Source organism: Stenotrophomonas sp. SAU14A_NAIMI4_5, from assembly GCF_003086795.1.
In the GTDB taxonomy this organism is placed as follows: domain Bacteria; phylum Pseudomonadota; class Gammaproteobacteria; order Xanthomonadales; family Xanthomonadaceae; genus Stenotrophomonas.
Genome location: NZ_CP026003.1, coordinates 4385708 through 4408420, shown reverse-complemented (window position 1 = coordinate 4408420; position 22713 = coordinate 4385708). Strand labels below are relative to the sequence as shown.

Below are 22713 nucleotides of genomic sequence, written 5' to 3'. Positions count from 1 at the left end.
ATGAGCCGCGCGCACGACGCACCGCACTGGGCCGACATCGGCGAATCCACCTCGGTGGCCGGCGTGCTGTTCCTGTGCTGGGTGCACCGCTGGTTCGGGCGTTGGCCGTTCCGCCTGTGCGTGTGGCCGGTGGTGGTCTGCCACTGGCTGGGCAACCGGGTCGGCCGCCGCGCCTCGCTGCAGTACCTGCAGCGGCTGCAGGCGCATACCGGCGCGCTCGGCCATGCGCCGGGCTGGGGTGACAGCCTGCGCCATTTCTTCAGCTTCGCCGACACGATGCTGGACAAGATCCTCGGCCTCGGCGGCCGTTACCCGCCCGAGCGCATCCACCTGCAGCGCGACCTGGTGCTGGGCAAGATCGCGCGCCGCGAAGGCGGCCTGATCCTGACCGCCCACATCGGCTGCCTGGAACTGTGCCAGGTGCTGGCCGAGCAGGTGCCCGGGTTCCGCATCACCGTGCTGGTGCACACCGCGCACGCGCAGCGCTTCAACCGCCTGTTGCAGCGGCTGGATCCGCTGGCCGCGGTGGAACTGGTGCAGGTGACCGAAATGGGCCCGGCCACGGCGGTGATGCTGGCCGAGAAAGTCGCCTCCGGCGGCTTCGTTGCCATCGTCGGAGACCGCGTGCCGGTGCAGGGCGGGCGCAGCGTGATGGCCGATTTCCTCGGCCACCGTGCGCCGTTCCCGATCGGTGCCTATGTGCTGGCGTCCGCGCTGGCGTGCCCGGTCTACACGATGTCCTGCCTGCACGAAGGCGATGGCTATCGCGTGGCCTTCGAACACTTTGCCGACCGCGTGGTACTGCCGCGTGGTTCGCGTGACGCCGCACTGGCTGAACAGGCGCAGCGCTTCGCACGCTGGCTGGAACTCCAGGTCATCCAGTCCCCGCTGGACTGGTTCAACTTCTTCCCCCTCTGGGACCAGGCTCCTCATGACGATTGACGCCGTACCCGTGTGCCGTTTCGGCGATGCACCGCTGACCATCGAAGACGTGGTTGCTCTGGCCCAGCGCCAGTGCGACGCCGCCCTGAGCGAGGCGCCGGCCTTCCGCGCGCATATCCAGCGCGGCGCCGATTTCCTCGACCGCCTGCTGCGCGAGGACGGGGTGATCTATGGCGTGACCACCGGCTACGGCGATTCGTGCACGGTGAACATTCCGCCGGCGCTGGTGGCCGAGCTGCCGCACCATCTCTACACCTACCATGGCTGCGGCCTGGGCCGTTACCTGGACCCGGCCGAGACCCGTGCCGTGCTGGCCGCGCGCCTGGCCTCGCTGGTGCGCGGCATGTCCGGTGTCAGCGTGCAGCTGCTGGAAGGCCTGGCCACCCTGCTGCAGCACGACGTGCTGCCGCTGATCCCGGCCGAAGGCTCGGTGGGCGCCAGTGGTGACCTGACCCCGCTGTCCTACGTGGCCGCCGTGCTGTGTGGCGAACGCGAGGTGCTGTTCGAAGGCCAGGTGCAGCCGGCCGGCCCGGTGCTGGCGAAGATCGGCATGGTTCCGCTGAAGCTGCGGCCGAAGGAAGGCCTGGCGATCATGAACGGCACCGCGGTGATGACCGGCCTGGCCTGCCTGGCCTGGCGGCGCGCCGATTACCTGGCCCGCATGGCCACCCGCCTGACCGCGTTCAACGTGCTGTCCAGCGATGGCAACGCGCATCACTTCGATGAGACCCTGTTCGCCGCCAAGCCGCACCCGGGCCAGGGCCGCATCGCCGCGCGCCTGCGCAGCGACCTGCACAGCGAGCGCCCGCCGCGCAACGAACAGCGCCTGCAGGACCGCTACTCGCTGCGCTGCGCGCCGCACGTGATCGGCGTGCTGGAAGACAGCCTGCCGTTCCTGCGCCAGCTGATCGAAACCGAACTGAACAGCGCCAACGACAACCCGCTGATCGATGCCGACGGCGAGCGCATCCTGCACGGCGGCCACTTCTACGGCGGCCACATCGCACTGGCGATGGACACGCTGAAGAACACCGTGGCCAACGTCGCCGACCTGCTCGACCGGCAGCTGGCGCTGGTGGTCGATGCCCGCTACAACCACGGCCTGCCGGCCAACCTGTCGGCGGCCACCGGCCCGCGCGCGGCCATCAACCATGGCCTGAAGGCGCTGCAGATCAGCGTGTCCGCATGGACCGCCGAGGCGCTGAAGCAGACCATGCCGGCCAGCGTGTTCTCGCGTTCGACCGAATGCCACAACCAGGACAAGGTCAGCATGGGCACCATCGCCGCGCGCGACTGCCTGCGCGTGATCGAACTGACCGAACAGGTGGTGGCCGCGATGCTGATCGCCGCACGCCAGGGCCTGGCCCTGCGCGAACGGGTTGGCCTGAACGCGCAGCTGCATGGCAGTCTGGCCGACATGTACGCCGACCTGGGGCAGCGCATCGCCCTGGTCGAAGAAGACCGCGCGCTGGATCGCGAGCTGCGGGAACTGCTGGTGGAGATCCGCGCGCAACGCTGGGAGCTGTATGTCGGTGAATGAAGCAATCGAACTGGTCGGCGAGATTTCGCTGTCCCCGGCCTTCCATGACTGCGATCCGATGAACGTGGTCTGGCATGGCAACTACTTCAAGTACTTCGAGATCGCACGCTGCGCGCTGCTCAGCCGCTACGACTACGACTACCCGCAGATGCTCGAATCGGGCTATCTGTGGCCGGTGGTCGATGCACGGGTGAAGTACGTGCGGCCGCTGCTGTTCAACCAGGCGCTGCGCGTGGTCTCGCGCATCGTCGAATGGGAGAACCGGCTGAAGATCGAATACGAAATCATCGATGCGGAAAGCGGCCAGGTGCTGACCCGTGCGATGACCATCCAGGTCGCGGTGGACGCGGCCAGCAAGGAAATGCTGTACCAGTGCCCGCCGGTGCTGTGGCAGCGTCTTGGAGTGCCTGCCCCGTGAATGCTTTCGTCCCGTCCCTGCGCACGGTACTCCCGCGCGCGCTGCTGTGCGCGCTGATGCTTGCCGCTGCGCCGCTGGTGCAGGCGGCCGATGCCGCCGTCGATGCGATCACCCAGGCAGTGGCGCGGCCCGACGTGCTGCGTGGCCAGTTCACCCAGGAAAAGCAGGTCAACGGCTTCAAGAACCCGCTGCGCTCGCAGGGCCAGTTCGTGGTCGCACGCCAGCACGGCGTGATCTGGACCACGCTCAAGCCGTTCCCGTCCGAAGTGGTGGTCACCGCCGACCGCATCCTCAGCCGCCAGCGTGATGGCAGCACCCGCGTCGAACTGGATGCGCGCCAGCAGCCGGCGATGCGCTCGGTCAACGCCATCATGTTCGCGCTGATGAGTGGCGACGTGCAGGCGCTGTCCAGCCAGTTCAACGTGCAGGCCAGCCGCGAAGGGCAGGGCTGGCGGCTGAAGCTGACCCCGAAGTCGGCGATGCTGGCCAAGGCCTTCGAATCGCTGACCCTGCAGGGCGACCGCTACGTGCGCCAGGTGGAGATCGTGGAGGCCAACAAGGACCGCACGCAGATCCAGTTCGTCGCGCTGAGCGAAGCGCCGGCAAGTCTGTCCGCCGACGAGGCGCGCCGTTTTGACTGATATGTCGACTGGCACCGCAGGGAAGGGGTCGGAGCGCCTGCGCCGGTGGTGGCATTGGCTGGGCATTGCCTGGCTGCTGGTGCTGCTGGTGATGGGCGCGCAGCAGTGGCGCCTGTGGAGCCAGGAATCGCGGATCGACACCGACATCCTCGCCCTGCTGCCGCAGGATGCGCACGACCGCCTGCTGAGTGATGTCACCCGGCGCATCGCCGATGGCAGCTCGCGCCAGGTGGTGGTGCTGCTGGGCAGTACCGATGGCGCCGCCGCCAAGCGCGCGCAGGCCGCCTTCGCCAAGGCCATGGCCAGCGATGCCGACAGCGGGCTGCTGGTGCCCAGCGGTTCGATCGAAGGTTGGTTCGATGAAGCGCGTGCGTTCTACGCGCCGTATCGCGACCGCCTGCTGACCCCGGCCCAGCGCGAACAGCTGCAGCAGGCCGAACCGGGTGCGCTGGCCGAACAGGCGCTGGGCGCGCTGTATGGCCCGATGGGCGCACCGCGGCTGACCGACTGGCGGCAGGACCCGCTGTCGCTGTGGCCGCAATGGTGGCAGCAGCAGGCCCAGGGCTCCGGCCTGCGTCTGGGCGATGACGGCCTGCTCGAAGCCGAGGGCAAGCACTGGGCCGCGCTGCAGTTCGACACGCCCGGCTCGGCCTTCCAGCTCGATGGCGAGCGCCATATCGACGGCCTGCTTGAACGCGCCGGCCAGGCCGCCAAGGCCGCCGCCGCGGATCTGGAGATCCTGCATGCCGGCGTGCCGCTGCATGCCGAAGCGGCGGCCGTGCAGGCCAACCAGGAAATCAACACGATCGGCTGGGGCTCGCTGGCGGCGGTGCTGCTGCTGGTCTGGCTCGCGTTCCGTTCGCTGCGGCCGATCCTGCTGGTGGCCGCGTCGCTGCTGATCGGCTGCGGCGTGGCGCTGGCGGTGACCGTGCTGGTGTTCGGCAAGGTGCACGTGCTGACCCTGGTATTCGGCGCGTCGCTGGTCGGCGTGGCCGAGGATTACGGCATCCACTGGTTCGCGTCGCGCCAGGCCGAACCGGCCGACCGCCGCTGGAAGCTGCTCAAGCACCTGCTGCCGGGCCTTTGGCTGGCCCTGGTGACCAGTGCGCTGGCTTATCTGGCACTGGGCCTGGCCCCGTTCCCGGGCCTGCGGCAGATGGCGCTGTTCTCGGTGGTCGGCCTCGCCGGTGCCTTCCTGACGGTGATCTTCTGGTTCCCGTGGCTGGACGGTGGCGAGATCCGCCAGACCCGCTTCTCGCAGTGGCTGGGCAACACGCTGGAGCGGTTCCCGCGCCTGCATGGCACGCGCCCGGTCACCGTGTTCATCGTCGCCACGCTGGCGCTGTCGGCCATCGGCATCGTGCGCCTGCAGAGCAACGACGACCTGCGCAGCCTGCAGTCCTCGCCGCCGGCGCTGATGGCCGAACAGATCCGCCTCAGCCAGCTGCTGGGCATGCCCAGCCCGGCGCAGTTCTACCTGGTGCAGGGCGCCGACGCGGCGCAGCTGCTGGAACGCGAAGAAGCGCTGACCGGACGCCTGCGCGCGCTGGCCAGTGACAAGCGCATCGGTGGTTACCGCGCGATCAGCGACTGGCTGCCGTCGCCGGCGCGCCAGCAGGCCGATGCCGCGCTGACCGCGAAGGTGGAACCGGGCGTGCTGTCGGCGGTATCCGAAGCGGTGGGCGAGCCGTTGCCGCGGCCGGACTTCGCGGCCTCGCCGCTGACCGCCGAGGCCTTCCTCGCCTCGCCAGCCTCCAAGCCGTTCCGCCACCTGTGGGTGGGTGCAGTGGGTGGACAGATGGTCAGCGTGGTGATGGTCGATGACCTCTCGCGTGCCGATGCGCTGGCCACCCTGCAGGGCGCGGCCGAGGGCCTGCCCGGCGTGCGCTGGGTCGACCGCACGGCCGACTTCTCCAAGCTGCTGGGCCACTACCGCAAGCTGATGGGCGGGCTGCTGCTGGTCGGCATCGCGCTGGTGTTCGGCGCGCTGTGGCTGCGTTACCGCCGCCAGGCCTGGCGCGTGTTCGCGCCCACGCTCATCGCCGGTGCGCTCACCCTGGGCCTGCTCGGCCTGTTCGGCCAGCCGCTGCAGCTGTTCAACGTGCTGGCGCTGATGCTGCTGCTGGGCATGGGCATCGACTACGGCATCTTCCTGATCGAGCACCGCGGCGATGCCAGTGCCTGGCTGGCGGTGTGCGTGGGCGCGGCCAGCACCTGGCTGTCGTTCGGCCTGCTGGGCCTGTCGCAGACGCCGGCGCTGCGCGCGTTCGGCCTCACCCTGCTGTTTGGCATCGGCCTGGTCTGGCTGATCTCGCCGCTGTTCCGCCCGCCGCCGCACGACCTGCCGCCGGCCTGACCGCGCTGTACCGCACGCCCTTCCTTTCCACCTGATCGAGCAACAAGGACGCACCGATGAATACTGCCGTGGATGCAACTGCCCAACCGACCGACGTCGAACGTACTGAAATCCTGATCATCGGCGCCGGCCCGGCCGGCTCGGTCGCCGCGGCGATGCTGCGCCAGCAGGGCCGCCAGGTGCTGATGCTGGAGCGCCAGCAGTTCCCGCGCTTCTCGATCGGCGAGAGCCTGCTGCCGCAGAGCATGGAGTACATCGAGGCGGCCGGCCTGCTGCAGGACGTGGTGGAAGCCGGTTTCCAGCACAAGAACGGTGCGGCCTTCGTCCACGGCGAAGCGCGTACCGCCTTCGATTTCCGCAGGAAGTTCTCGCCGGGCTGGGGCACCACCTACCAGGTGCAGCGCGCCGACTTCGACAACGTGCTGGCCCGCGGTGCCGAGCGCATGGGCACCACCCTGCGCTTCGGCGATGAAGTGCTGGCGGTGGAAGCCGGCGAGCACCCGGCGGTGAACGTGCGCCGTCCCGATGGCAGCGAGTACCGCATCGAAGCCGACTTCATCCTCGATGCCTCCGGTTTCGCGCGCCTGCTGCCGCGCCTGCTCAACCTGGAATCGCCGTCCAACTTCCCGGTGCGCGGTGCGATCTTCTGCCACGTGCGCGACAACATTCCGGCCGAAGCGGATTTCGACCGCAACAAGATCCTCATCACCACCCACCCCGAGCACATCGACGTCTGGTACTGGACGATTCCGTTCTCCAACGGCTGCTGCTCGCTGGGCGTGGTCGCCGAGCCGTCGTTCTTCGAACGCTACGAGGGCGACGACCTGCAGAAGCTGCAGGCCATCGTCGGCGAGGACCCGAACCTGACCGGCCTGCTGGCCAATGCCGAATGGGCCGTGCTGCCGGTGCGCCGCATCACCGGCTATTCGGCCAACGTCAGCTCGCTGTGGGGCCCGGGCTACGCGCTGCTGGGCAACGCCGGTGAATTCCTCGACCCGGTGTTCTCCTCCGGCGTCACCATCGCCTTCAAGTCGGCACAGCTGGCCAGCGAATGCCTGAAGCGCCGCTACGCCGGTGAAACCGTCGACTGGGAAAACGAGTTCTCCATTCCGCTGCGCGCCGGCGTGAAGACCTTCCGCCGCTTCGTCGAAAGCTGGTACGAAGGCGGCTTCCAGAAGATCATCTACCACCCCGACCAGCAGCCGGAAGTGCGCGACATGATCAGCTCCATCCTGGCCGGTTACGCCTGGGACACCAACAACCCCTACGTGGCCGACCCCAACGGTCGCCGCATGCGCGTGCTGGAGCAGCTGTGCAGCGCCTGATCGTCCGCTTCGGCGCGGTGCTGCTGTGCCTGCTGCTGGCCGCCTGTGCCAGCCGCATGCCGCGCCCGCTGGTTGAACTGCCGCCGCTGCGCCTGTCGCCGGCCAGCCTGCCGGCGCCGTTGGCGTTGCAGCAGCAGCTGCATTTCCGCTTCGGCAGCCATGAACGCGATCTCGATGCGCTGCTGGAAGCGGATGCGCAGCAGGTGCAGCTGGCCGTGCAGGCGATGGGCCAGACCGGCGTGCGCCTGCAGTGGGACGGCCAGCAGCTGACCCAGCAGCGTGCGCCGTGGCTGCCGCCGCAGGTGCGTGCTGAGCGCGTGCTGGATGACCTGCAGTTCGCCCTGTGGCCGACCGAAGCGATTGCCAAGGCGCTGCCGGCCGGTTGGCAGGTGGCCGACGATGGCCACCAGCGCAGCCTCTCGCGCGATGGCCAGGTGTGGCTGCAGCTGCAGCGCCTGGACGATGGCAGCGTGCAGCTGGAAAACCGCGCCGAGGGCTACACCCTGCGCATCGAATCGATCGACATGGCCGGGCAGGATAAATGACCGCAGCGATTTACCTGAACGACCTGGGCGTGGTCTGCGCGCTCGGTGAGGGCCGCGCGGCCGTGGCCGCAGCCCTCTTTGCCGACGCACCGGGCGGCCTCAGCGACAACGACACCCTGCTGCCGGGCCAGACCCTGGCGCTGGGCGAAGTGCGCACGCCGCTGCCGACGCTGGACGACCTGCCGGTGGCCCTGCGTGGCCGCAACAACGCGCTGCTGGACGCGGCCCTGGCGCAGATCGCGCCGTCGGTGCAGGCCGCCATCGCCCGCTACGGCGCGCAGCGGGTGGCGGTGGTGCTGGGCACCAGCACCTCGGGCATCGGTGAATCCGAGCAGGCCCTGCGTACCCGCGCCGAGACCGGTGAGTGGCCGCAGGGCTTCGACTACGCACAGCAGGAAATGGGCACCGCCGCGCAGTTCGTGCGCCAGCGCAGCGGTGCGCTGGGCCCGGCCTGGACGCTGTCCACCGCCTGTTCCTCCAGTGCCAAGGCGCTGATGTCGGCCGCGCGCATGCTGCGCGCCGGCATCGTCGATGCGGTCATCGCCGGTGGTGCCGATTCGCTGTGCCGCTTCACCGTGGCCGGCTTCAGCGCGCTCGAGTCGGTATCCGCGCTGCGCTGCAATCCGTTCTCGCAGCACCGCTGTGGCATCAACATCGGCGAAGGTGCCGCGCTGTTCCTGCTGACCCGCGACGCCGGCCCGGTGCAGCTGGCCGGCTGGGGCGAATCGGCCGATGCCCACCACATGTCCGCGCCCGACCCGAAGGGCCTGGGGGCGATCGATGCCCTGCAGCAGGCGCTGCAACGCGCCGGCTGGGATGCAGGCGACGTGGATTACGTGAACCTGCACGGCACCGCCACCGGCCACAACGATGCGATGGAAAGCGTGGCCGTGGCCCAGGTGCTGGGCACCACGGTGCCGGCCAGCTCGACCAAGCCGCTGACCGGCCACACCCTCGGCGCCTCCGGTGCGATCGAGGCGGCCGTGTGCTGGATCCTGCTGGCCGAGAATCCCGGCCACCGGCTGCCCACGCACTGGTGGGATGGCAGCGCGGATCCGGCCCTGCCGGCGTTGCCGCTGGTCGCCCCGGGCGCGTGCCTGGAACGGGCGCCGCAGCGCGTACTGAGCAATTCCTTCGCCTTCGGCGGCAGCAATGCCGTGCTGGCACTGCAGCGGGTGGCCGCATGAGCCTGCCCCTGTTCGCGATCGAAGACGTGGTGCCGCACCGCCAGGACATGTGCCTGCTGGAGCGCATCGTGCGCTGGGACCAGGACAGCATCGAGGCCGAGCTGGTGGTGCCCGCCGCGGGGCTGTTCATCGAGGACGGCGGCGTGCCGGCCTGGGTCGGCATCGAATACATGGCGCAGGCCATCGCGGCCTGGGCCGGCTGCCGTGCCCGCGTGGCCGGCAACCCGCCGCAGCTGGGCTTCCTGCTCGGCAGCCGGCGCTACACCAGCCCGCGCAGCAGCTTCCCCAGCGGCAGTGTGCTGCGCGTACACGCGCGCTGCGAGCTGTTGGGTGACAATGGGCTAGGGATGTTCGCCTGCCGGATCCTGGCAGGCGATGAAGAATGGGCGGTCGCCAACGTGTCGGTGTTCGAACCGGCCGACTCGATGGCATATCTGGAGAGTGGACAGGCATGACAGGGAATCGAAGCGTGCTGGTGACCGGCGCCAGCCGGGGCATCGGCCGGGCCATTGCGCTGCGTATCGCGCGCGACGGCTTCGACGTGGTAGTGCATTGCCGCAGCCGCGTGGAGGAAGCACAGGCCGTGGCGGCCGAGATCCAGGCACTGGGCCAGCAGGCCCGCGTGCTGGCTTTCGACGTGGCCGACCGGGCAGCCGCGCGTGCGGCGCTGGAAGCGGACGTGGAAGCGCATGGCGCCTGTTACGGCGTGGTCTGCAATGCCGGCATCGCCCGCGACGGCGCCTTCCCGGCGCTGTCCGAGGACGACTGGGACCAGGTCATCCACACCAACCTGGATGGCTTCTACAACGTGCTGCACCCGCTGATCATGCCGATGGTGCGGCGGCGCAAGCCGGGCCGCATCGTCACCCTGTCCTCGGTGTCCGGCGTGGCCGGCAACCGCGGCCAGGTCAACTACAGTGCGGCCAAGGCCGGCATCATCGGTGCCACCAAGGCGCTGGCGCTGGAGCTGGCCAGCCGCCAGATCACCGTCAACTGCGTGGCCCCGGGCCTGATCGAGACCGACATGCTGAACGAAGAAGTGGTCGACCATGCGCTGAAGCTGATCCCCGCCGGCCGTGTCGGCCGTCCGGAGGAAGTGGCCGCCACCGTCGCCTTCCTGCTGTCCGAGCCGGCCGGCTACATCACCCGCCAGGTGATCTCGGTAAACGGGGGCATGATCTGATGGCCGCCGATCGTCGCGTGGTGGTCACCGGTGCCGCCGCCATCAGTCCGCTCGGCCATGACTGGCCGACCATCGAAGCGCACCTGCGCAGCTGCCGCAATGCGGTGCGCACGATGCCCGAATGGGATGTCTACGCTGGCCTGAACACCAAGCTGGCCGCCCCGGCGCAGGAGTACGACCTGCCGCCGAACTACAACCGCAAGACCACCCGCTCGATGGGCAAGGTCGCCATCATGTCGGTGCGCGCCACCGAAGTGGCGCTGCGCGAAGCGGGCCTGTTCGAGCACCCCGTGCTGCACAGCGGCCGTGCCGGCGTGGCCTATGGCTCGTCCTCGGGCAGCCATGAAGCCACCGGCGAATTCGGCCGCATGCTGCACGAGTTCACCACCGACGGCATCAGCGCCACCACCTACCTGAAAATGATGAGCCACACCGCGCCGGTCAACATCGGCGTGTTCTTCGGCCTGTCCGGGCGGGTCTACACCACTTCCAGCGCCTGCACCTCGGGCAGCCAGGGCGTGGGCGCCGGCTACGAAGCGATCCGCAGCGGCAAGCAGACGGTGATGGTGGCTGGTGGTGCCGAGCAGCTCGACGCCACCGCCGCGGCGGTGTTCGACACCCTGTTCGCCACCAGCACGCGCAACGATGCACCGCAGACCACCCCACGCCCGTTCGATGCCGGCCGCGATGGCCTGGTGCTGGGCGAGGGCGCCTGTACGCTGATCCTGGAAGACCTGGAACACGCACAGGCCCGCGGCGCGACGATCCTCGCCGAGATCGTCGGCTACGGCACCAACAGCGACGGCCAGCACGTCACCCAGCCCAGCGCCGACACCATGGCCCAGGCCATGCGGCTGGCGCTGGAGGATGCCGGCCTGCAGCCGTCGCAGATCGATTACGTGAACGCCCACGGCACCGCTACCGACCACGGTGACATCGCCGAGACCCAGGCCACCGCCCAGGTCTTCGGCAACCGCATGCCGATCAGCTCGCTGAAGAGCTACGTCGGCCACATGCTGGGGGCCTGCGGCGCGTTCGAAGCCTGGATGAGCATCGAGATGATGCGCGCCGGCTGGTTCGCCCCGACCCTCAACCTGGGCGAGGTCGACCCGCGTTGCGGCCAGCTCGATTTCATCACCGGACAGGGCCGCGAACTGCAGGCCGAGTACGTGATGAGCAACAATTTCGCCTTCGGTGGCATCAACACCTCGCTGGTGTTCCGCCGCTGGAGCGAATGATCCACCGCCCCACACCGCGCTCCACCCCGCACCCCGAACAAGGAGAAGTTTCGATGCGTCGTACCCTGATGATCGCCACGGCCACCGCACTGCTGGCCCTGACCACCACCGCCTCGGCCCGCGACACCCGCGTCGAGCAGTCCCTGCGCGAGCTGGTCAGCTCGCAGGCCGCCAAGGATGCCGGCATCGACGGCAGCGTGCGCTTCTACCTGGCCGGCCAGCCGGTCAGCGTGCAGCAGCGCCTGGGCGAGGACGTGACCAACAAGAAGACCAACGCCGCCAACAAGAGCGACGAGGAAGCCTGCCGCTGGGTGGCCCTGTCGGCGCTGCGCGCCCTGCAGGATGGCGCCAAGTCGCGCGGCGCCAATGCCGTGGTTGACATCGTCAGCTACTACAAGAAGAACGAGTTCAAGAGCGCGACCAATTACGAGTGCTACGCCGGCGCGATCCTGGCGGGCGTGGCGCTGAAGGGCACCTACGCCAAGGTAAAGTAAGCATTGCCGTAGTCCCCGGCGGTGTGCCGGGGACGCGGTCTACAGGGGGAACACCATGAAGTCGATCCACGCCGCTGCCCTGGCAGCGGTTTTTTTGTGCGTGCCCGCGCTCCAGGCGCAGGCCGCCGGCACACCCATCCTCATCACCGCCGACGTGCCGTACCGCGAGGGCGTGGGCGGCGAACTGATCCGCGACGAATGCCACTTCGGCCAGTACCTCAGCCAGAGCATCGTGCGCCATGCCGATGGCGCGGTGGTGGTGGGTGACAGCGAGGACGGCGCCGGCCGCAACCTGCACCTGGTGGTGACCAAGGCGCACGCTGCGGGCGGCGGTGCCATTTCCGGGCCGAAGTGGGGCCGCATCTATGGCGAGCTGAAGGAGGACGGGAAGGTGGTCGGCAACTTCACCCTGAAGCGCTCGACCAACCGGCCGTTCACCTTCCGCGCCTGCACCACGCTGGAGCAGATTGCCGATGCGCTGGGCGGCGACGTGGTGCGCTGGCTGCAGGCGCCCACCTTCGATCCGCAGCTGACTGAAGAGGTCGCGGCCAACTGAGGCCGGTGGCGGCAGGCTGAACGCCGCCGCCACATTGCTGAACCCCTCGCGGGAAACGCCGTCGATCGCGCCGCCATCGTCGCTTGACGGCTTTCCCCGGTGTCGGCTTTCCGACACAATCATGGCTCTTCCCGGGTTATCGTCCCGCGGACATGCACGCCTACGTCTATAAAAGCCAACTCAAGCCGGACACCTACGTCTATCTCGCCCGTCGTGATGATTTCAGCGCGCTGCCTGCGCCGCTGTTCACCTCGCTGGGTGCGCTGTCGTTCGTCCTCGAAGTGACCCTGGATGCGCAGCGCCGGCTGGCCCAGGCCGACCCGGACAAGGTCCGCAGCGAGCTGACCGAGCGGGGTTTCTACCTGCAGGTGCCGCCGTCGGTGACCAGCATGATGCGGCGCCACTATGACTGAGCTGTCGCGCCCACGCGCACTGTCGATCGCCTTCGTCCTCGGCGCCGTGCTGGCGCTGGCCTCGGTCGTGGGTGGGCTGCCCGGTGCCGTGCTTGCCGCACTGGCGCAGCCGGCGTTCGCGCTGGGCGTGTCGTGGTGGCGGCGCAGCCGCACGCTGCAGGCTCCGAAGCTGATCGCGCGGCAGGAACTGCCGGCGCTGGCGGTGCTGTGGGCCGCGGCCCCGGCAGGCCTGGCGCTGCTGCTGGCATGGCCGCTGGCGGCGCTGCGTGACAGCGGCAGCCTGGCCGCCGTGCTCGGCCTGAGCGTGCTGGTCAGTGCCGGCCTGCTGGCCGCGTGGCGCACCTGGCCGTTGTGGAACGATGTCGAACGCCTCGACGGCAGTCTCGCCCAGCATTGGCAGGCCCTGGCCGGGCGTGACCTGACCGCCTGGCGTGGCCTGCTGGTGGCGGCGATCGTGGTTGCCCTGGCTGCGCTGATCGTGCTGCCGGCGTGGCCGGGCCTGTTGCCGGAAGGCGCAGGTTGGCCCGCCGCACTGGCCACGCTGGTGCTGTCGCCGGTCCTGCACCTGCTGCTGCAGCGGGTGGCGCCGGCACCGATGGTCAGCCTGCGCAGCACCGCCCAGGACCTGCCCAGCGGCGATGCCGAAGCCCTGTTCAACGCCGCCGCCGAAAGCACGCCGCTGGAAGCGATGGCACCGCAGGAACTGACTCCGGCGCTGTACGAAGCCGCGCGCCACGGCCGCATCGACCGCGCGCTGCAGCTGCTGCAGGCCGGTGCCGACCCGCACGCGCTGCCGGACCCGAACTGGCGCGACCAGCGCAGCCTGGCCGTGCTCGCCGCCGTGCTGCCCGATCTGCGCCTGCTGCGCGAGCTGATCGGTCGCGGCGTTGACGTGAATGCCCCGCACCGTGGCATGACCCCGCTGCTGGCCGCCACGCGCGACAGCTGGCATGGCCGCCCCGAAGCGGTGATGACCCTGCTGGCCAACGGCGCCGATTCGCGCGCCATGGACAGCGATGGGAACACCCCGCTGCACCACGCCGCGCGCAGTTCCGACCCGGGCGTGGCCGCGCTGCTGCGCGATGCCGCCGCCGAGGTGGATGCGCTCAACACCGAAGGCTGGTCGCCGCTGGCGGTGGCCTGCCAGGTCGGCAACTGGCGCCTGGCCCGCTTCCTGCTGGAACGCGGTGCGCGCAGCGAACCCAACGAAGGCACTCCGGTGCTGCTGGCCGCCGCCGCCACCGAGGACGACGATCCGGCCGGCGTGCAGCTGCTGCTCAAGCACAAGGCGCGCGCCGATGCGCGCGACCGCCAGCGTCGCAGCGCACTGCACGAAGCCGCCCTGGCCGGCCATGTCGAGATCATCGGCGTGCTGCTGGGTGCTGGCGCCAACCTCGAAGCGCGCGATGCGCTGGGCCGCACGCCGTGGCTGGAAGCCGCCCGCGCCGGTCGCGCCGCCGTCATCGAACACCTGCTGCCGCACAAGCCGGATCTGGTGGCGGTCGATGGCGAAGGCCGCAACGCCGTGCTGCTGGCCGCGATGGCCGAGGATGTCTCGCCGCTGCTGGTCAAGCGCCTGGTCGATCTGGGCATCGCCGCCGATGCCAGCGATCCGCTTGGCCGTCGTGCGGTGGATTACGCCGCCGAAGCCGGGCGCTGGGCGATCGTGGCCCTGCTGGATCCGTCCTATCCGCTGCCGGCGGCGGTCAGCGATGGCCTGGCCGAGCGCGGTGAAGCCGCCAGCGCCAGCGGCCTGCTGCCCGACCGACCGCCGCTGACCCTGCTGCGCGAAGCGCTGGGCTTCGGCAATACCGAAGGCATGGCCGCGCTGGCCAGGCTGTGCCAGCCGGAAGAGCTGGGCGGCCTGCTGCTGGACCCGGAACTGGCGCTGGAACCGCGCGCGGTCGACTGGCTGCTGGGCCACGGTGCCGACCCGTACGTGCGCGACGCCTGTGCCGATACCCCCATGTTCGCCCTGCTGTCGCGTGGCATCGACGCGGTGCCGGCGCTGCAGGTGATGCTGCAGCGTGGCCTGTCGCCGGCTGGCCGCGGTGGCCTCGCGCGCTTCCTTGCCGCCTGCGCGCAGCACGACCAGGCTGCGCGCGGCCTGGAACAGCTGGCGCTGGAACTGCTCGAACGCGGCGCCGATCCATTCGCTGCTTCGCCGGCCGGTGATCCGCCGCTGTCGCTGGCGGTGCGCTTGGGCTGGCTGCGCCTGCAGCAGGCCCTGCTCAATGCCGGTGTCGATCGCGAAGCCCGCGACAGCCACGGCATGACCGCCCTGCACCTGGCCACCGCGCTGGCCCGCGAAGGCGCGCTGAAGCTGCTGGTGCAGCACGGTGCATCGCCGGAAGCGCGTGCCGCCGATGGCCAGACCCCGCTGGGCGTGGCGCTGTCGATCGGCCGCCGCGACCTGGCCGACTGGCTGGATTGGCGGGTGTGGCCGCTGCCGCGCCGCACCCTGCGCGAAAGCGACCTGCCGGCCGCCGCCATGGCCGGCGACGTCGATGCCGTGCGCCGCTTGAACGACCTGGGCTTTGCCATCGACGCCGTCGATGCGCAGGGCTGCACCGCGCTGCTGCGTGCGGCCGGCGGTGGACATCTGGCGGTGGTCGACCTGCTGCTGGCGCGTGGCGCCGATCCGCAGCACGGCGCCGCCAGTGGCGCGACCCCGCTGTCGGCGGCGGTCAGCATGCGCCAGGTGGATATCGTCTCGGCCCTGCTCGATGCCGGCGCCCAGCTGGAACACCGCCTGCCGGGCGGAGTGACCGTGCTGATGCTGGCCTCGGCGCTGGGCCTGCCGGACATCGTCGCGCGCCTGCTCACCGCCGGTGCCGATGTGCACGCCGGCGATGCGCAGCAGCTGGGCCCGCTGCACTGCGCGGCGCTGTACGGCTTCAGCGCCCGCGACCGTTCGCGCCTGCTGGCCCTGCTGGATACGCTGCTGCTGGCCGGCGCCGAGCCCGACCTGGCCGCGGCCGGTTCGGTCACGCCGTTGCTGCTGCTGCTGGGTGCACGTGCCGAGCCGGGCACCGCCTGCGACGAGCAGGTGGTGATGGCTGCAGTGGAGCGCCTGCTGGATGAGGACGTGAGCCTGGACGTGCGTGACCCGCGCGGCTTCGGCCCGCTGCACCTGGCGGCCCTGCACGGGCTGCCGCTGCTGGTGCAGCGCCTGCTGCGCGCCGGTGCCGATCCGGAAGTACGCGACAGCCTCAACCGCAGCCCGCGCGAGATCGCGGTCATGCGCGGCTTCATCGACGTGGCCGGCGAATTCGAACCGCGCGTGCCGGGCGTGTCCTCGATGGCCCGGTTCCTGCGCGACAACGGCTGAGTGCCTGTAAAAGGGTAGTGCCGGCCGCTGGCCGGCAACTTCATGAAACCTCCGGGATCTCGAGATTGCCGGCCAGCGGCCGGCACTACCGGGTCCGCCTTCGACAGGGTGGGTGACGACCGTTGGTCGGCACACCTACTTCTCGTCGCTTTCCGCGTCGGCCTCGAACAGATGCATCAGGTCGTTGCGTGCATCGCGCGAGGTCTGGATCACCGCGGCTTCGTCGTCGTAGACCAGGTACTGGTCGCGCAGCAGCTGTTCGTCATGCTCGCGGAACCGCTGCACATGGCGCTGTGCCACGTCCGCGGCCACGCCCAGCGCGGTCAGCACGCGCCCGCTCATTTCCAGGCTGGTACCAAACACCTCGCGGAACGGCTCGGCCGACATGTCCATCAACCGCCACGCGTGCTGGCGGTTGCGTGCGCGCGCCAGCACCTTCGCGTCCGGGTACAGGCGGCGCACCATGCGCACCGCGCGCAGGTTGGTTTCCGGATCGTCCACGGTGATCACGAACACGTCGATATGCTCGCCGCCCGCGGCGCGCAGCATCTCCGGCCGGGTCGGGTCGCCGTAGTAGAGCTGGTTGCCGAAGCGGCGCAGGTCGGCCACGGTGTCCGGGTTCGCTTCCAGTGCCACGAACGGCACCTTCTGCGCGTTCAGCAGGCGCGCGATCACCTGGCCGAAGCGGCCCATGCCGGCGATCAGCACCTTGGGCTGGTTGTCCGGGGCCACCTTGTCGGCCGGTGCGGCATCGCGCGGCGCCGGCTTTTCCCGGCCCAGCAGCTTCAGCAGCACCAGCATCAGCAGCGGCGTGATCGCCATCGACAGGCCGACGATGGCCACCAGCCGGTCATGGTTGGCGTCGCCCAGCAGGTGCGCGCGCTGCGCTTCGTTGAACACCACGAAGGCGAACTCGCCGCCCAGCCACAGCACGCTGCCCAGCAGCAGCGACTGCCGCGACCCCAGTTTGGCGATGCGGCCGATCAGGTACAGCAGGCTGAACTTCACCACCAGCAACGCGGCCACGCCGGTGGCGATCAGCCACGGCTCGGCAGCGATGCGGTCGAGGTCGATGCCCATGCCCACGGCGATGAAGAACAGGCCCAGCAGCAGGCCCTTGAACGGCTCGATCTGCGCTTCCAGCTCGTGGCGGAATTCCGAATCGGACAACAGCACGCCGGCCAGGAACGCGCCCAGGCTGGGGCTGAGGCCGGCCTCCTGCATGAACCACGCGGTGCCCAGCACCACCAGCAGCGCAGTGGCGGTGAACACTTCCGGGCTGCGGGTGCGGGCGATGATGCCGAACACCTTGCGCAGCACCGGGCGCCCGCACAGGATCACCACCGCCAGCGCACCCAGCGCCACGGCCGCGTCTTCCCAGCGCAGGGTCTCGTTCTTCGCCCCGCCCAGCAGCGGGATGGCAGCCAGCAGCGGGATCGCGATCAGGTCCTGGAACAGCAGGATCGCAAAGCCCAGCCGGCCATGGTCGCTGTTGATCGCCTTGTGTTCGGACAGCAGCTGCAGGCCCACCGCGGTGGAGGACAGGGCCAGCGCGATGCCGACCACCAGCGCGCTCTTCCACTGGAAATGATCGAGCAGCAGCAGGCCACCCAGCAGCAGGCCGGACAGCGCCACCTGCGCCGCACCCGCGCCGAACACCGAGCGCCGCATCACCTTCAGGCGGGCGGGCGACAGCTCCAGGCCGATGACGAACAGCAGCATCACCACGCCGATCTCGGCCGCGCCGAGGATGCGGTCGGCATCCTGCACGAAGCCCAGTCCGTCCGGGCCCAGCACCACGCCGGCGGCGAGGTAGCCGAGCACTGCGCCAAAGCCGAACTTCTTGAACACCGGCACCGCGATCACCGCGGCCAGCAGCAGTACAAGCGCCAGTTCCAGACCACCGCTATGCATGGGAATACCTGGTCATCGCGGGGCCTTTGCTGCGTGCGTGCGGCGGGGGAAGCGCGGCCGTGCAGGCCACCCCGTCATTATGCGCGCCCGCCTGTGCACGCACGACAACGGCTACGGAAGGCCGGGGTCAGAGCCCTTTGCGCCGCAAAGGGCTCTGACCCCACGGGCACCTGACTGCGAGCCCGGGCCAGGGTTGACCAGGCGTGCCGGCAGGTCCAGACTGCCCGCCGCTGCCGGTCGCGCCGTCGTCGAGCGTGTCAGGCAGTACACCCATCCGGAGTCCCCAACCCATGTCCAGCGACAGTAGAAGTCGACCTCGTTCGACGCCAGCGATGGCTACCGCCTGATATCGGGTCGGTTTGCCTGCGTTGGCGTTGCGCGAGGTCGCATCCCCACAAGGCAAGCCCATGAACCAGAAGCAATTGCTGCGCCCGGTGGCCGACGCCGCTGCCCTCGCCGCACCCTTGGCCAGCTACAACACCGCCGACGCGGTGGAGTTCCTCAACACGCTCGACCTGGAGCGCGCCGCCGAAACGCTGGCCGCGCTGTCGCTGCCGCGCGCGGTGAAGATGCTCGAAGCGCCCGAACTGCACCGCAGTGGCGAGCTGGTGGCCGCATTGCCGCCGGCCCGCGCCGCCGCGCTGCTGGGGCTGATGGCCGATGACCGCGCCACCGACATCGTCCACGAGCTGGACGAGGAAGAACGCGCGCGGCTGATCCCGCTGCTGGGCAGCGATGCCCGCCAGGCCATCCAGACGCTGCTGAGCTACCCGGCAAACACCGCCGGCGCGCTGATGACCACCGAGTTCGTCGCCGTGCCCGCTACCTGGACGGTGGCTCAGACCCTGCAGCACATCCGCCAGGTCGAGCGCACCCGCGAGACCGTGTACGCGATCTACGTGCTCGATCCGGCCAGCCAGCAGCTGCAGCAGGTGGTGACCATGCGCCGGCTGATCACCGGCCTGCCGGAGGAATCGATCCTCGACGTGGCCCAGGTCAATCCGCCGGTCACCGTCGATGCCCTGCTGGACCAGGAAGAAGTGGCGCGGCTGATCCGTCGCCACGACCTGCTGGCCATTCCGGTGGTGGACGCGCAGCAGCACCTGCTGGGCATCGTCACCGTCGACGACGTGCTCGATGCGCTCATCGAGGAATCGACCGAGGACGCGCACAAGTTCGGCGGCATGGAAGCGCTGGACAAGCCGTACATGCAGATCGGTTTCTTCGAGATGCTGCGCAAGCGCGCCGGCTGGCTGAGTGTGCTGTTCCTCGGCGAGATGCTCACCGCCAGCGCGATGCAGCACTACGAGGACGAGCTGGCGCGCGCGGTGGTGCTGACCCTGTTCATTCCGCTCATCATGAGCTCGGGCGGCAACTCCGGTTCGCAGGCCACCTCGCTGCTGATCCGCAGCCTGGCCCTGCGCGAGCTGCGCTTGAGCGACTGGTGGAAGGTGGCGCTGCGCGAAGTGCCGACCGGCATGGTGCTGGGCGCCATCCTCGGCTGTCTGGCCATCGTGCGCATCGTCATCTGGCAGCTGGGCGGCCTGCATGACTACGGCGAGCACTGGATCCTGCTGGCCATCACCATCGGCGCGGCCCTGGTGGGCATCGTCACGTTCGGCTCGCTGTCCGGCTCGATGCTGCCCTTCATCCTCAAGCGCCTGGGCTTCGACCCGGCCAGCGCCTCGGCACCGTTCGTGGCCACCCTGGTGGACGTGACCGGCCTGGTGATCTACTTCAGCATCGCCGCCCTCATCCTGCACGGCACCCTGCTGTAACCGGGCCGTCATCCACGCATGGCGTGGATCTACCCGTAGTAGATCCACGCCATGCGTGGATGCGGTGTGCCGGTGTGCCTGCGCACGATCATGCCGCTGCAGCGCCAGTCCGTGTACCGTAGGCGCATGAGTACCTACCACCTGCAGTCCGTGTTCCGTCCGCAGTCGGTCGCGGTGATCGGCGGCAGCCCACGTGAGCGCTCCGCCGGCCGTGCGGTGATGCGCAACCTGCGTGGCACCGGCTTTCCCGGCAAGGTGGCGTGGATCAACCCGCGCCACGCCGAGATCGATGGCATCCGCACGGTCAAGCGGCTGAAGGACCTCGACTGGGTGCCCGACCTGGTGGTCATCACCGCGCCCGCGGCGATCGTGCCGCAGGTGGTGCGTACCGCCGCCGAGCGCGGCGTGCAGGCAGCGATCATCCTCACCGCGCATCTCGGTGAGGGCCCGGGCTCGCTGTCCGAACAGGTGGAAACGGTGGCGCGCAAGCACGGCCTGCGCATACTCGGCCCGCATTGCCTGGGCGTCATCGCGCCGCATGCGCGGCTCAACGCCAGCATCGCCGCGCACTTCCCGCAGGCCGGTGACCTCGCGCTGATCTCCGAATCCTCGGCGATTGCCGCTGCGCTGGTGGAGTGGGGCGTGGCACGCTCGGTGGGTTTTTCCGCCGTGGTTTCGCTGGGCGACACCATGGACGTCGACTTCGGCGACCTGCTCGATTACTTCGCCACCGACTACCGCACCCGCGCCATCCTGCTCTACGTCGAACACATCAAGGACGCGCGCAAGTTCATGTCAGCCGCGCGTGCCGCCGCGCGCGCCAAGCCCGTGGTGGTGGTCAAATCCGGCCGCGCCGAGCGCGTGCAGCCCGGCAGCGCCGACACCCACGTGCAGGCGCTTGCCCGCGCCGATGATGTCTACGGCGCTGCTTTCAACCGCGCCGGCCTGTTGCGTGTGAATGCACTGGACGAGCTGTTCACCGCAGCGGAGACCCTCGGTCGGCTCGGTACCTTCCCCGGCCGCCGCCTGGCCTTGCTCAGCAATGGCGGTGGCGTCGGCCGCCTGGCGGTGGACCAGCTGGTCGCGCTGCGTGGCACCCTTGCGCAGCTGTCCGACAGCACGGTGGAAACGCTGGACAAAGTGCTGCCGCAGGGCTGGTCGCGCAGCAACCCGGTCGACATCGTGGTCGACGCCGATGGTGATCGCTACGCGGCTGCCATCGAGGCGCTGCTGGCCGACAACGAGAACGATGCGGTGATGGTGGTCAACGTGCCCACTGCGTTCACCTCTTCTGCCGATGCCGCGCAGGCACTGACCCGCACGCTCGGCCTGCGCCCGCGCCACCACCGCGACAAGCCGGTGTTCGCGGTATGGCTGGGCAATGATGACCAGGCCACCGCCACGCTCAACGCGGCGCGCGTGCCGACCTATCCGACCGAGGCCGAAGCCGTGCGCGGCTTCCAGCACCTGGTGCGCTACCGCGAAGCGCAGAACGCGCTGATGGAAACGCCGCCCAGCCTGCCGCAGGATTTCAGCGTGGATACCGCGCGCGCGCGCGCGCTGGTCGACGCCGCACTGGCCAATGGCCAGCAGTGGCTGGACCCGCTGGCCACCCACGATCTGCTCAAGGCCTACGGCATTCCGTCCGCCCCGGTGATGCATGCGCGCGACGCGCACGAAGCGATGGACCTGGCGCAGCCGCTGCTGGAGCGCGGTGCCACGGTCGCGCTGAAGATCCTGTCGCCGGACATTCCGCACAAATCCGAAGTGGATGGCGTGCGCCTGAATCTGGCGACGTTGCCGGCAGTGCAGAGCGCGGCCAATGCCATCCTCGAACGCGCCCGCCAGCTGCGCCCGGATGCGCGCATCGACGGCCTGCTGGTGCAGCCGACCATCATCCGCCCGAAGGCGCGCGAGATCATCGTCGGCATCGCCGATGACGCCACGTTCGGCCCGGTCATCGTGGTCGGCCGCGGCGGCACCGCGGTGGAAGTGATCAATGACAAGGCGCTGGCGCTGCCACCGCTGGACCTGCGCCTGGCCCACGAACTGATCGGCCAGACCCGTGCCTCGCGCATCCTCAAGGCCTATGGCGATGTGCCGGCCGCCGATGAGCGCGCGCTGGCGCTGGCGCTGGTGAAGCTGGCGCAGCTGGCGGCCGACATTCCCGAAGTGCGCACGCTGGACATCAACCCGCTGCTGGTGGACGGCAAGGGCATCCTCGCCCTCGACGCACGCGTGGCCATCGCGCCGTCGCGCATCCTGCACAAGGGCCGTGGTCACCCGCGTTTTTCGGTGTTCCCGTACCCGAAGGAGTGGGAGCGCACCCTCGAACTGTCCGATGGCGGACGCGCCTTCGTGCGCCCGGTGCGGCCGGAGGACGATGCACTGTTCCGCGCGTTCTTCGCCCGCGTCAGCGATGAAGACCTGCGCCTGCGCTTCTTCCAGTCGGTGAAGCACTTCAGCCACGAGTTCATCGCGCGGCTGACCCAGCTCGACTACGCGCGCTCGATCGCGCTGGTGGCCATCGACCCGCGCAACGGCGACATGCTCGGTGCGGTGCGCCTGCATGCCGACGCCGACTACCATCGCGGTGAGTACGGCATCCTGATCCGCTCGGACCTGAAGGGCCACGGCATCGGCTGGCGCCTGATGGCGATCATGATCGAGTACGCCAAGTGGCTGGGGCTGGACGTGGTGGAGGGCCAGGTGCTGCGCGAGAACAGCACCATGCTGGCGATGTGCCAGAGCCTGGGCTTCAAGACCCGGCTGGACCCGGACGACCCGACCGTGATGATGGTGACCCTGCCGGTGCAGCAGGTCGAAGTGCCTGCCCCGGACTTGTAGAGTCG

At 69.6% G+C, this 22713-nt stretch carries 18 protein-coding genes; 17 read left to right on the top strand and 1 reads right to left on the bottom strand.

All coding sequences use genetic code 11. The annotated features are described in order from the left end of the window. The 15 genes from C1925_RS20160 to C1925_RS20090 all read left to right on the top strand — a co-directional run bounded on the left by C1925_RS20160 (position 1) and on the right by C1925_RS20090 (position 16169). Positions 1 to 942 carry an acyltransferase gene (locus C1925_RS20160; RefSeq protein WP_108770449.1) on the top strand — a complete coding sequence of 314 codons (942 nt, stop codon included), beginning with the start codon at positions 1 to 3 and terminating at the stop codon, positions 940 to 942. Beyond that, on the top strand, positions 932 to 2482 hold the full coding sequence (locus tag C1925_RS20155) for an aromatic amino acid ammonia-lyase (RefSeq protein ID WP_108770448.1): 1551 nt from the start codon (positions 932 to 934) through the stop codon (positions 2480 to 2482). Before C1925_RS20160 ends, C1925_RS20155 begins: the two co-directional genes overlap by 11 nt. Beyond that, the gene (locus tag C1925_RS20150) at positions 2469 to 2900 is read left to right on the top strand and encodes an acyl-CoA thioesterase (RefSeq protein ID WP_108770447.1); all 432 of its coding nucleotides are present in this window, start codon (positions 2469 to 2471) and stop codon (positions 2898 to 2900) included. Before C1925_RS20155 ends, C1925_RS20150 begins: the two co-directional genes overlap by 14 nt. 56 nt (positions 2901 to 2956) lie before the next feature. After that, complete coding sequence (locus C1925_RS20145; protein ID WP_108770779.1) at positions 2957 to 3541, top strand: outer membrane lipoprotein carrier protein LolA; 585 nt, start codon at positions 2957 to 2959, stop codon at positions 3539 to 3541. A gap of 1 nt (position 3542) precedes the next feature. Continuing rightward, positions 3543 to 5897 carry a hypothetical protein gene (locus C1925_RS20140; protein WP_108770446.1) on the top strand — a complete coding sequence of 785 codons (2355 nt, stop codon included), beginning with the start codon at positions 3543 to 3545 and terminating at the stop codon, positions 5895 to 5897. Positions 5898 to 5953: 56 nt separating this feature from the next. Next, positions 5954 to 7222 carry an NAD(P)/FAD-dependent oxidoreductase gene (locus C1925_RS20135; RefSeq protein WP_108770445.1) on the top strand — a complete coding sequence of 423 codons (1269 nt, stop codon included), beginning with the start codon at positions 5954 to 5956 and terminating at the stop codon, positions 7220 to 7222. Continuing rightward, positions 7210 to 7767 (top strand): DUF3261 domain-containing protein, encoded by a 558-nt coding sequence (locus C1925_RS20130; protein ID WP_108770444.1) that lies wholly within the window; start codon positions 7210 to 7212, stop codon positions 7765 to 7767. The genes C1925_RS20135 and C1925_RS20130 overlap by 13 nt, the downstream gene beginning before the upstream one ends. Further along, positions 7764 to 8954, top strand: coding sequence for a beta-ketoacyl-ACP synthase (locus C1925_RS20125; RefSeq protein WP_108770443.1), 1191 nt, complete (start codon positions 7764 to 7766; stop codon positions 8952 to 8954). The genes C1925_RS20130 and C1925_RS20125 overlap by 4 nt, the downstream gene beginning before the upstream one ends. Continuing rightward, entirely contained in the window at positions 8951 to 9409 is a 459-nt protein-coding gene (locus tag C1925_RS20120) for a hotdog family protein (protein WP_108770442.1), read from the top strand. The genes C1925_RS20125 and C1925_RS20120 overlap by 4 nt, the downstream gene beginning before the upstream one ends. Beyond that, positions 9406 to 10137: a 3-ketoacyl-ACP reductase FabG2 gene (locus C1925_RS20115; RefSeq protein ID WP_108770441.1), complete on the top strand. Its 732-nt coding sequence runs from the start codon at positions 9406 to 9408 to the stop codon at positions 10135 to 10137. Before C1925_RS20120 ends, C1925_RS20115 begins: the two co-directional genes overlap by 4 nt. Further along, complete coding sequence (locus C1925_RS20110) at positions 10137 to 11375, top strand: beta-ketoacyl-ACP synthase (RefSeq protein ID WP_108770440.1); 1239 nt, start codon at positions 10137 to 10139, stop codon at positions 11373 to 11375. The genes C1925_RS20115 and C1925_RS20110 overlap by 1 nt, the downstream gene beginning before the upstream one ends. 53 nt (positions 11376 to 11428) lie before the next feature. After that, positions 11429 to 11869 carry an excinuclease ATPase subunit gene (locus C1925_RS20105; protein WP_108770439.1) on the top strand — a complete coding sequence of 147 codons (441 nt, stop codon included), beginning with the start codon at positions 11429 to 11431 and terminating at the stop codon, positions 11867 to 11869. A gap of 55 nt (positions 11870 to 11924) precedes the next feature. Continuing rightward, positions 11925 to 12425, top strand: a complete 501-nt coding sequence (locus C1925_RS20100; protein WP_159097584.1) for a hypothetical protein — start codon at positions 11925 to 11927, stop codon at positions 12423 to 12425. 152 nt (positions 12426 to 12577) lie between these two features. Beyond that, on the top strand, positions 12578 to 12838 hold the full coding sequence (locus C1925_RS20095; protein ID WP_108770437.1) for a YcgL domain-containing protein: 261 nt from the start codon (positions 12578 to 12580) through the stop codon (positions 12836 to 12838). Further along, positions 12831 to 16169, top strand: a complete 3339-nt coding sequence (locus C1925_RS20090) for an ankyrin repeat domain-containing protein (RefSeq protein ID WP_108770436.1) — start codon at positions 12831 to 12833, stop codon at positions 16167 to 16169. Before C1925_RS20095 ends, C1925_RS20090 begins: the two co-directional genes overlap by 8 nt. A 135-nt stretch (positions 16170 to 16304) precedes the next feature. On the opposite strand, the gene C1925_RS20085 is transcribed toward C1925_RS20090, so the two are convergent. Beyond that, positions 16305 to 18083 carry a monovalent cation:proton antiporter-2 (CPA2) family protein gene (locus tag C1925_RS20085; RefSeq protein ID WP_108770435.1) on the bottom strand — a complete coding sequence of 593 codons (1779 nt, stop codon included), beginning with the start codon at positions 18081 to 18083 and terminating at the stop codon, positions 16305 to 16307. A 407-nt stretch (positions 18084 to 18490) separates the two neighbouring features. Here C1925_RS20085 and mgtE point away from each other — a divergent pair, with 407 nt between their 5' ends. Both mgtE and C1925_RS20070 read left to right on the top strand, forming a co-directional pair. Further along, positions 18491 to 19861, top strand: coding sequence for a magnesium transporter (gene mgtE, locus C1925_RS20075; RefSeq protein WP_108770434.1), 1371 nt, complete (start codon positions 18491 to 18493; stop codon positions 19859 to 19861). A 126-nt stretch (positions 19862 to 19987) separates the two neighbouring features. Then, complete coding sequence (locus tag C1925_RS20070) at positions 19988 to 22708, top strand: bifunctional acetate--CoA ligase family protein/GNAT family N-acetyltransferase (RefSeq protein ID WP_108770778.1); 2721 nt, start codon at positions 19988 to 19990, stop codon at positions 22706 to 22708. The last annotated feature ends 5 nt before the right edge of the window (positions 22709 to 22713 follow it).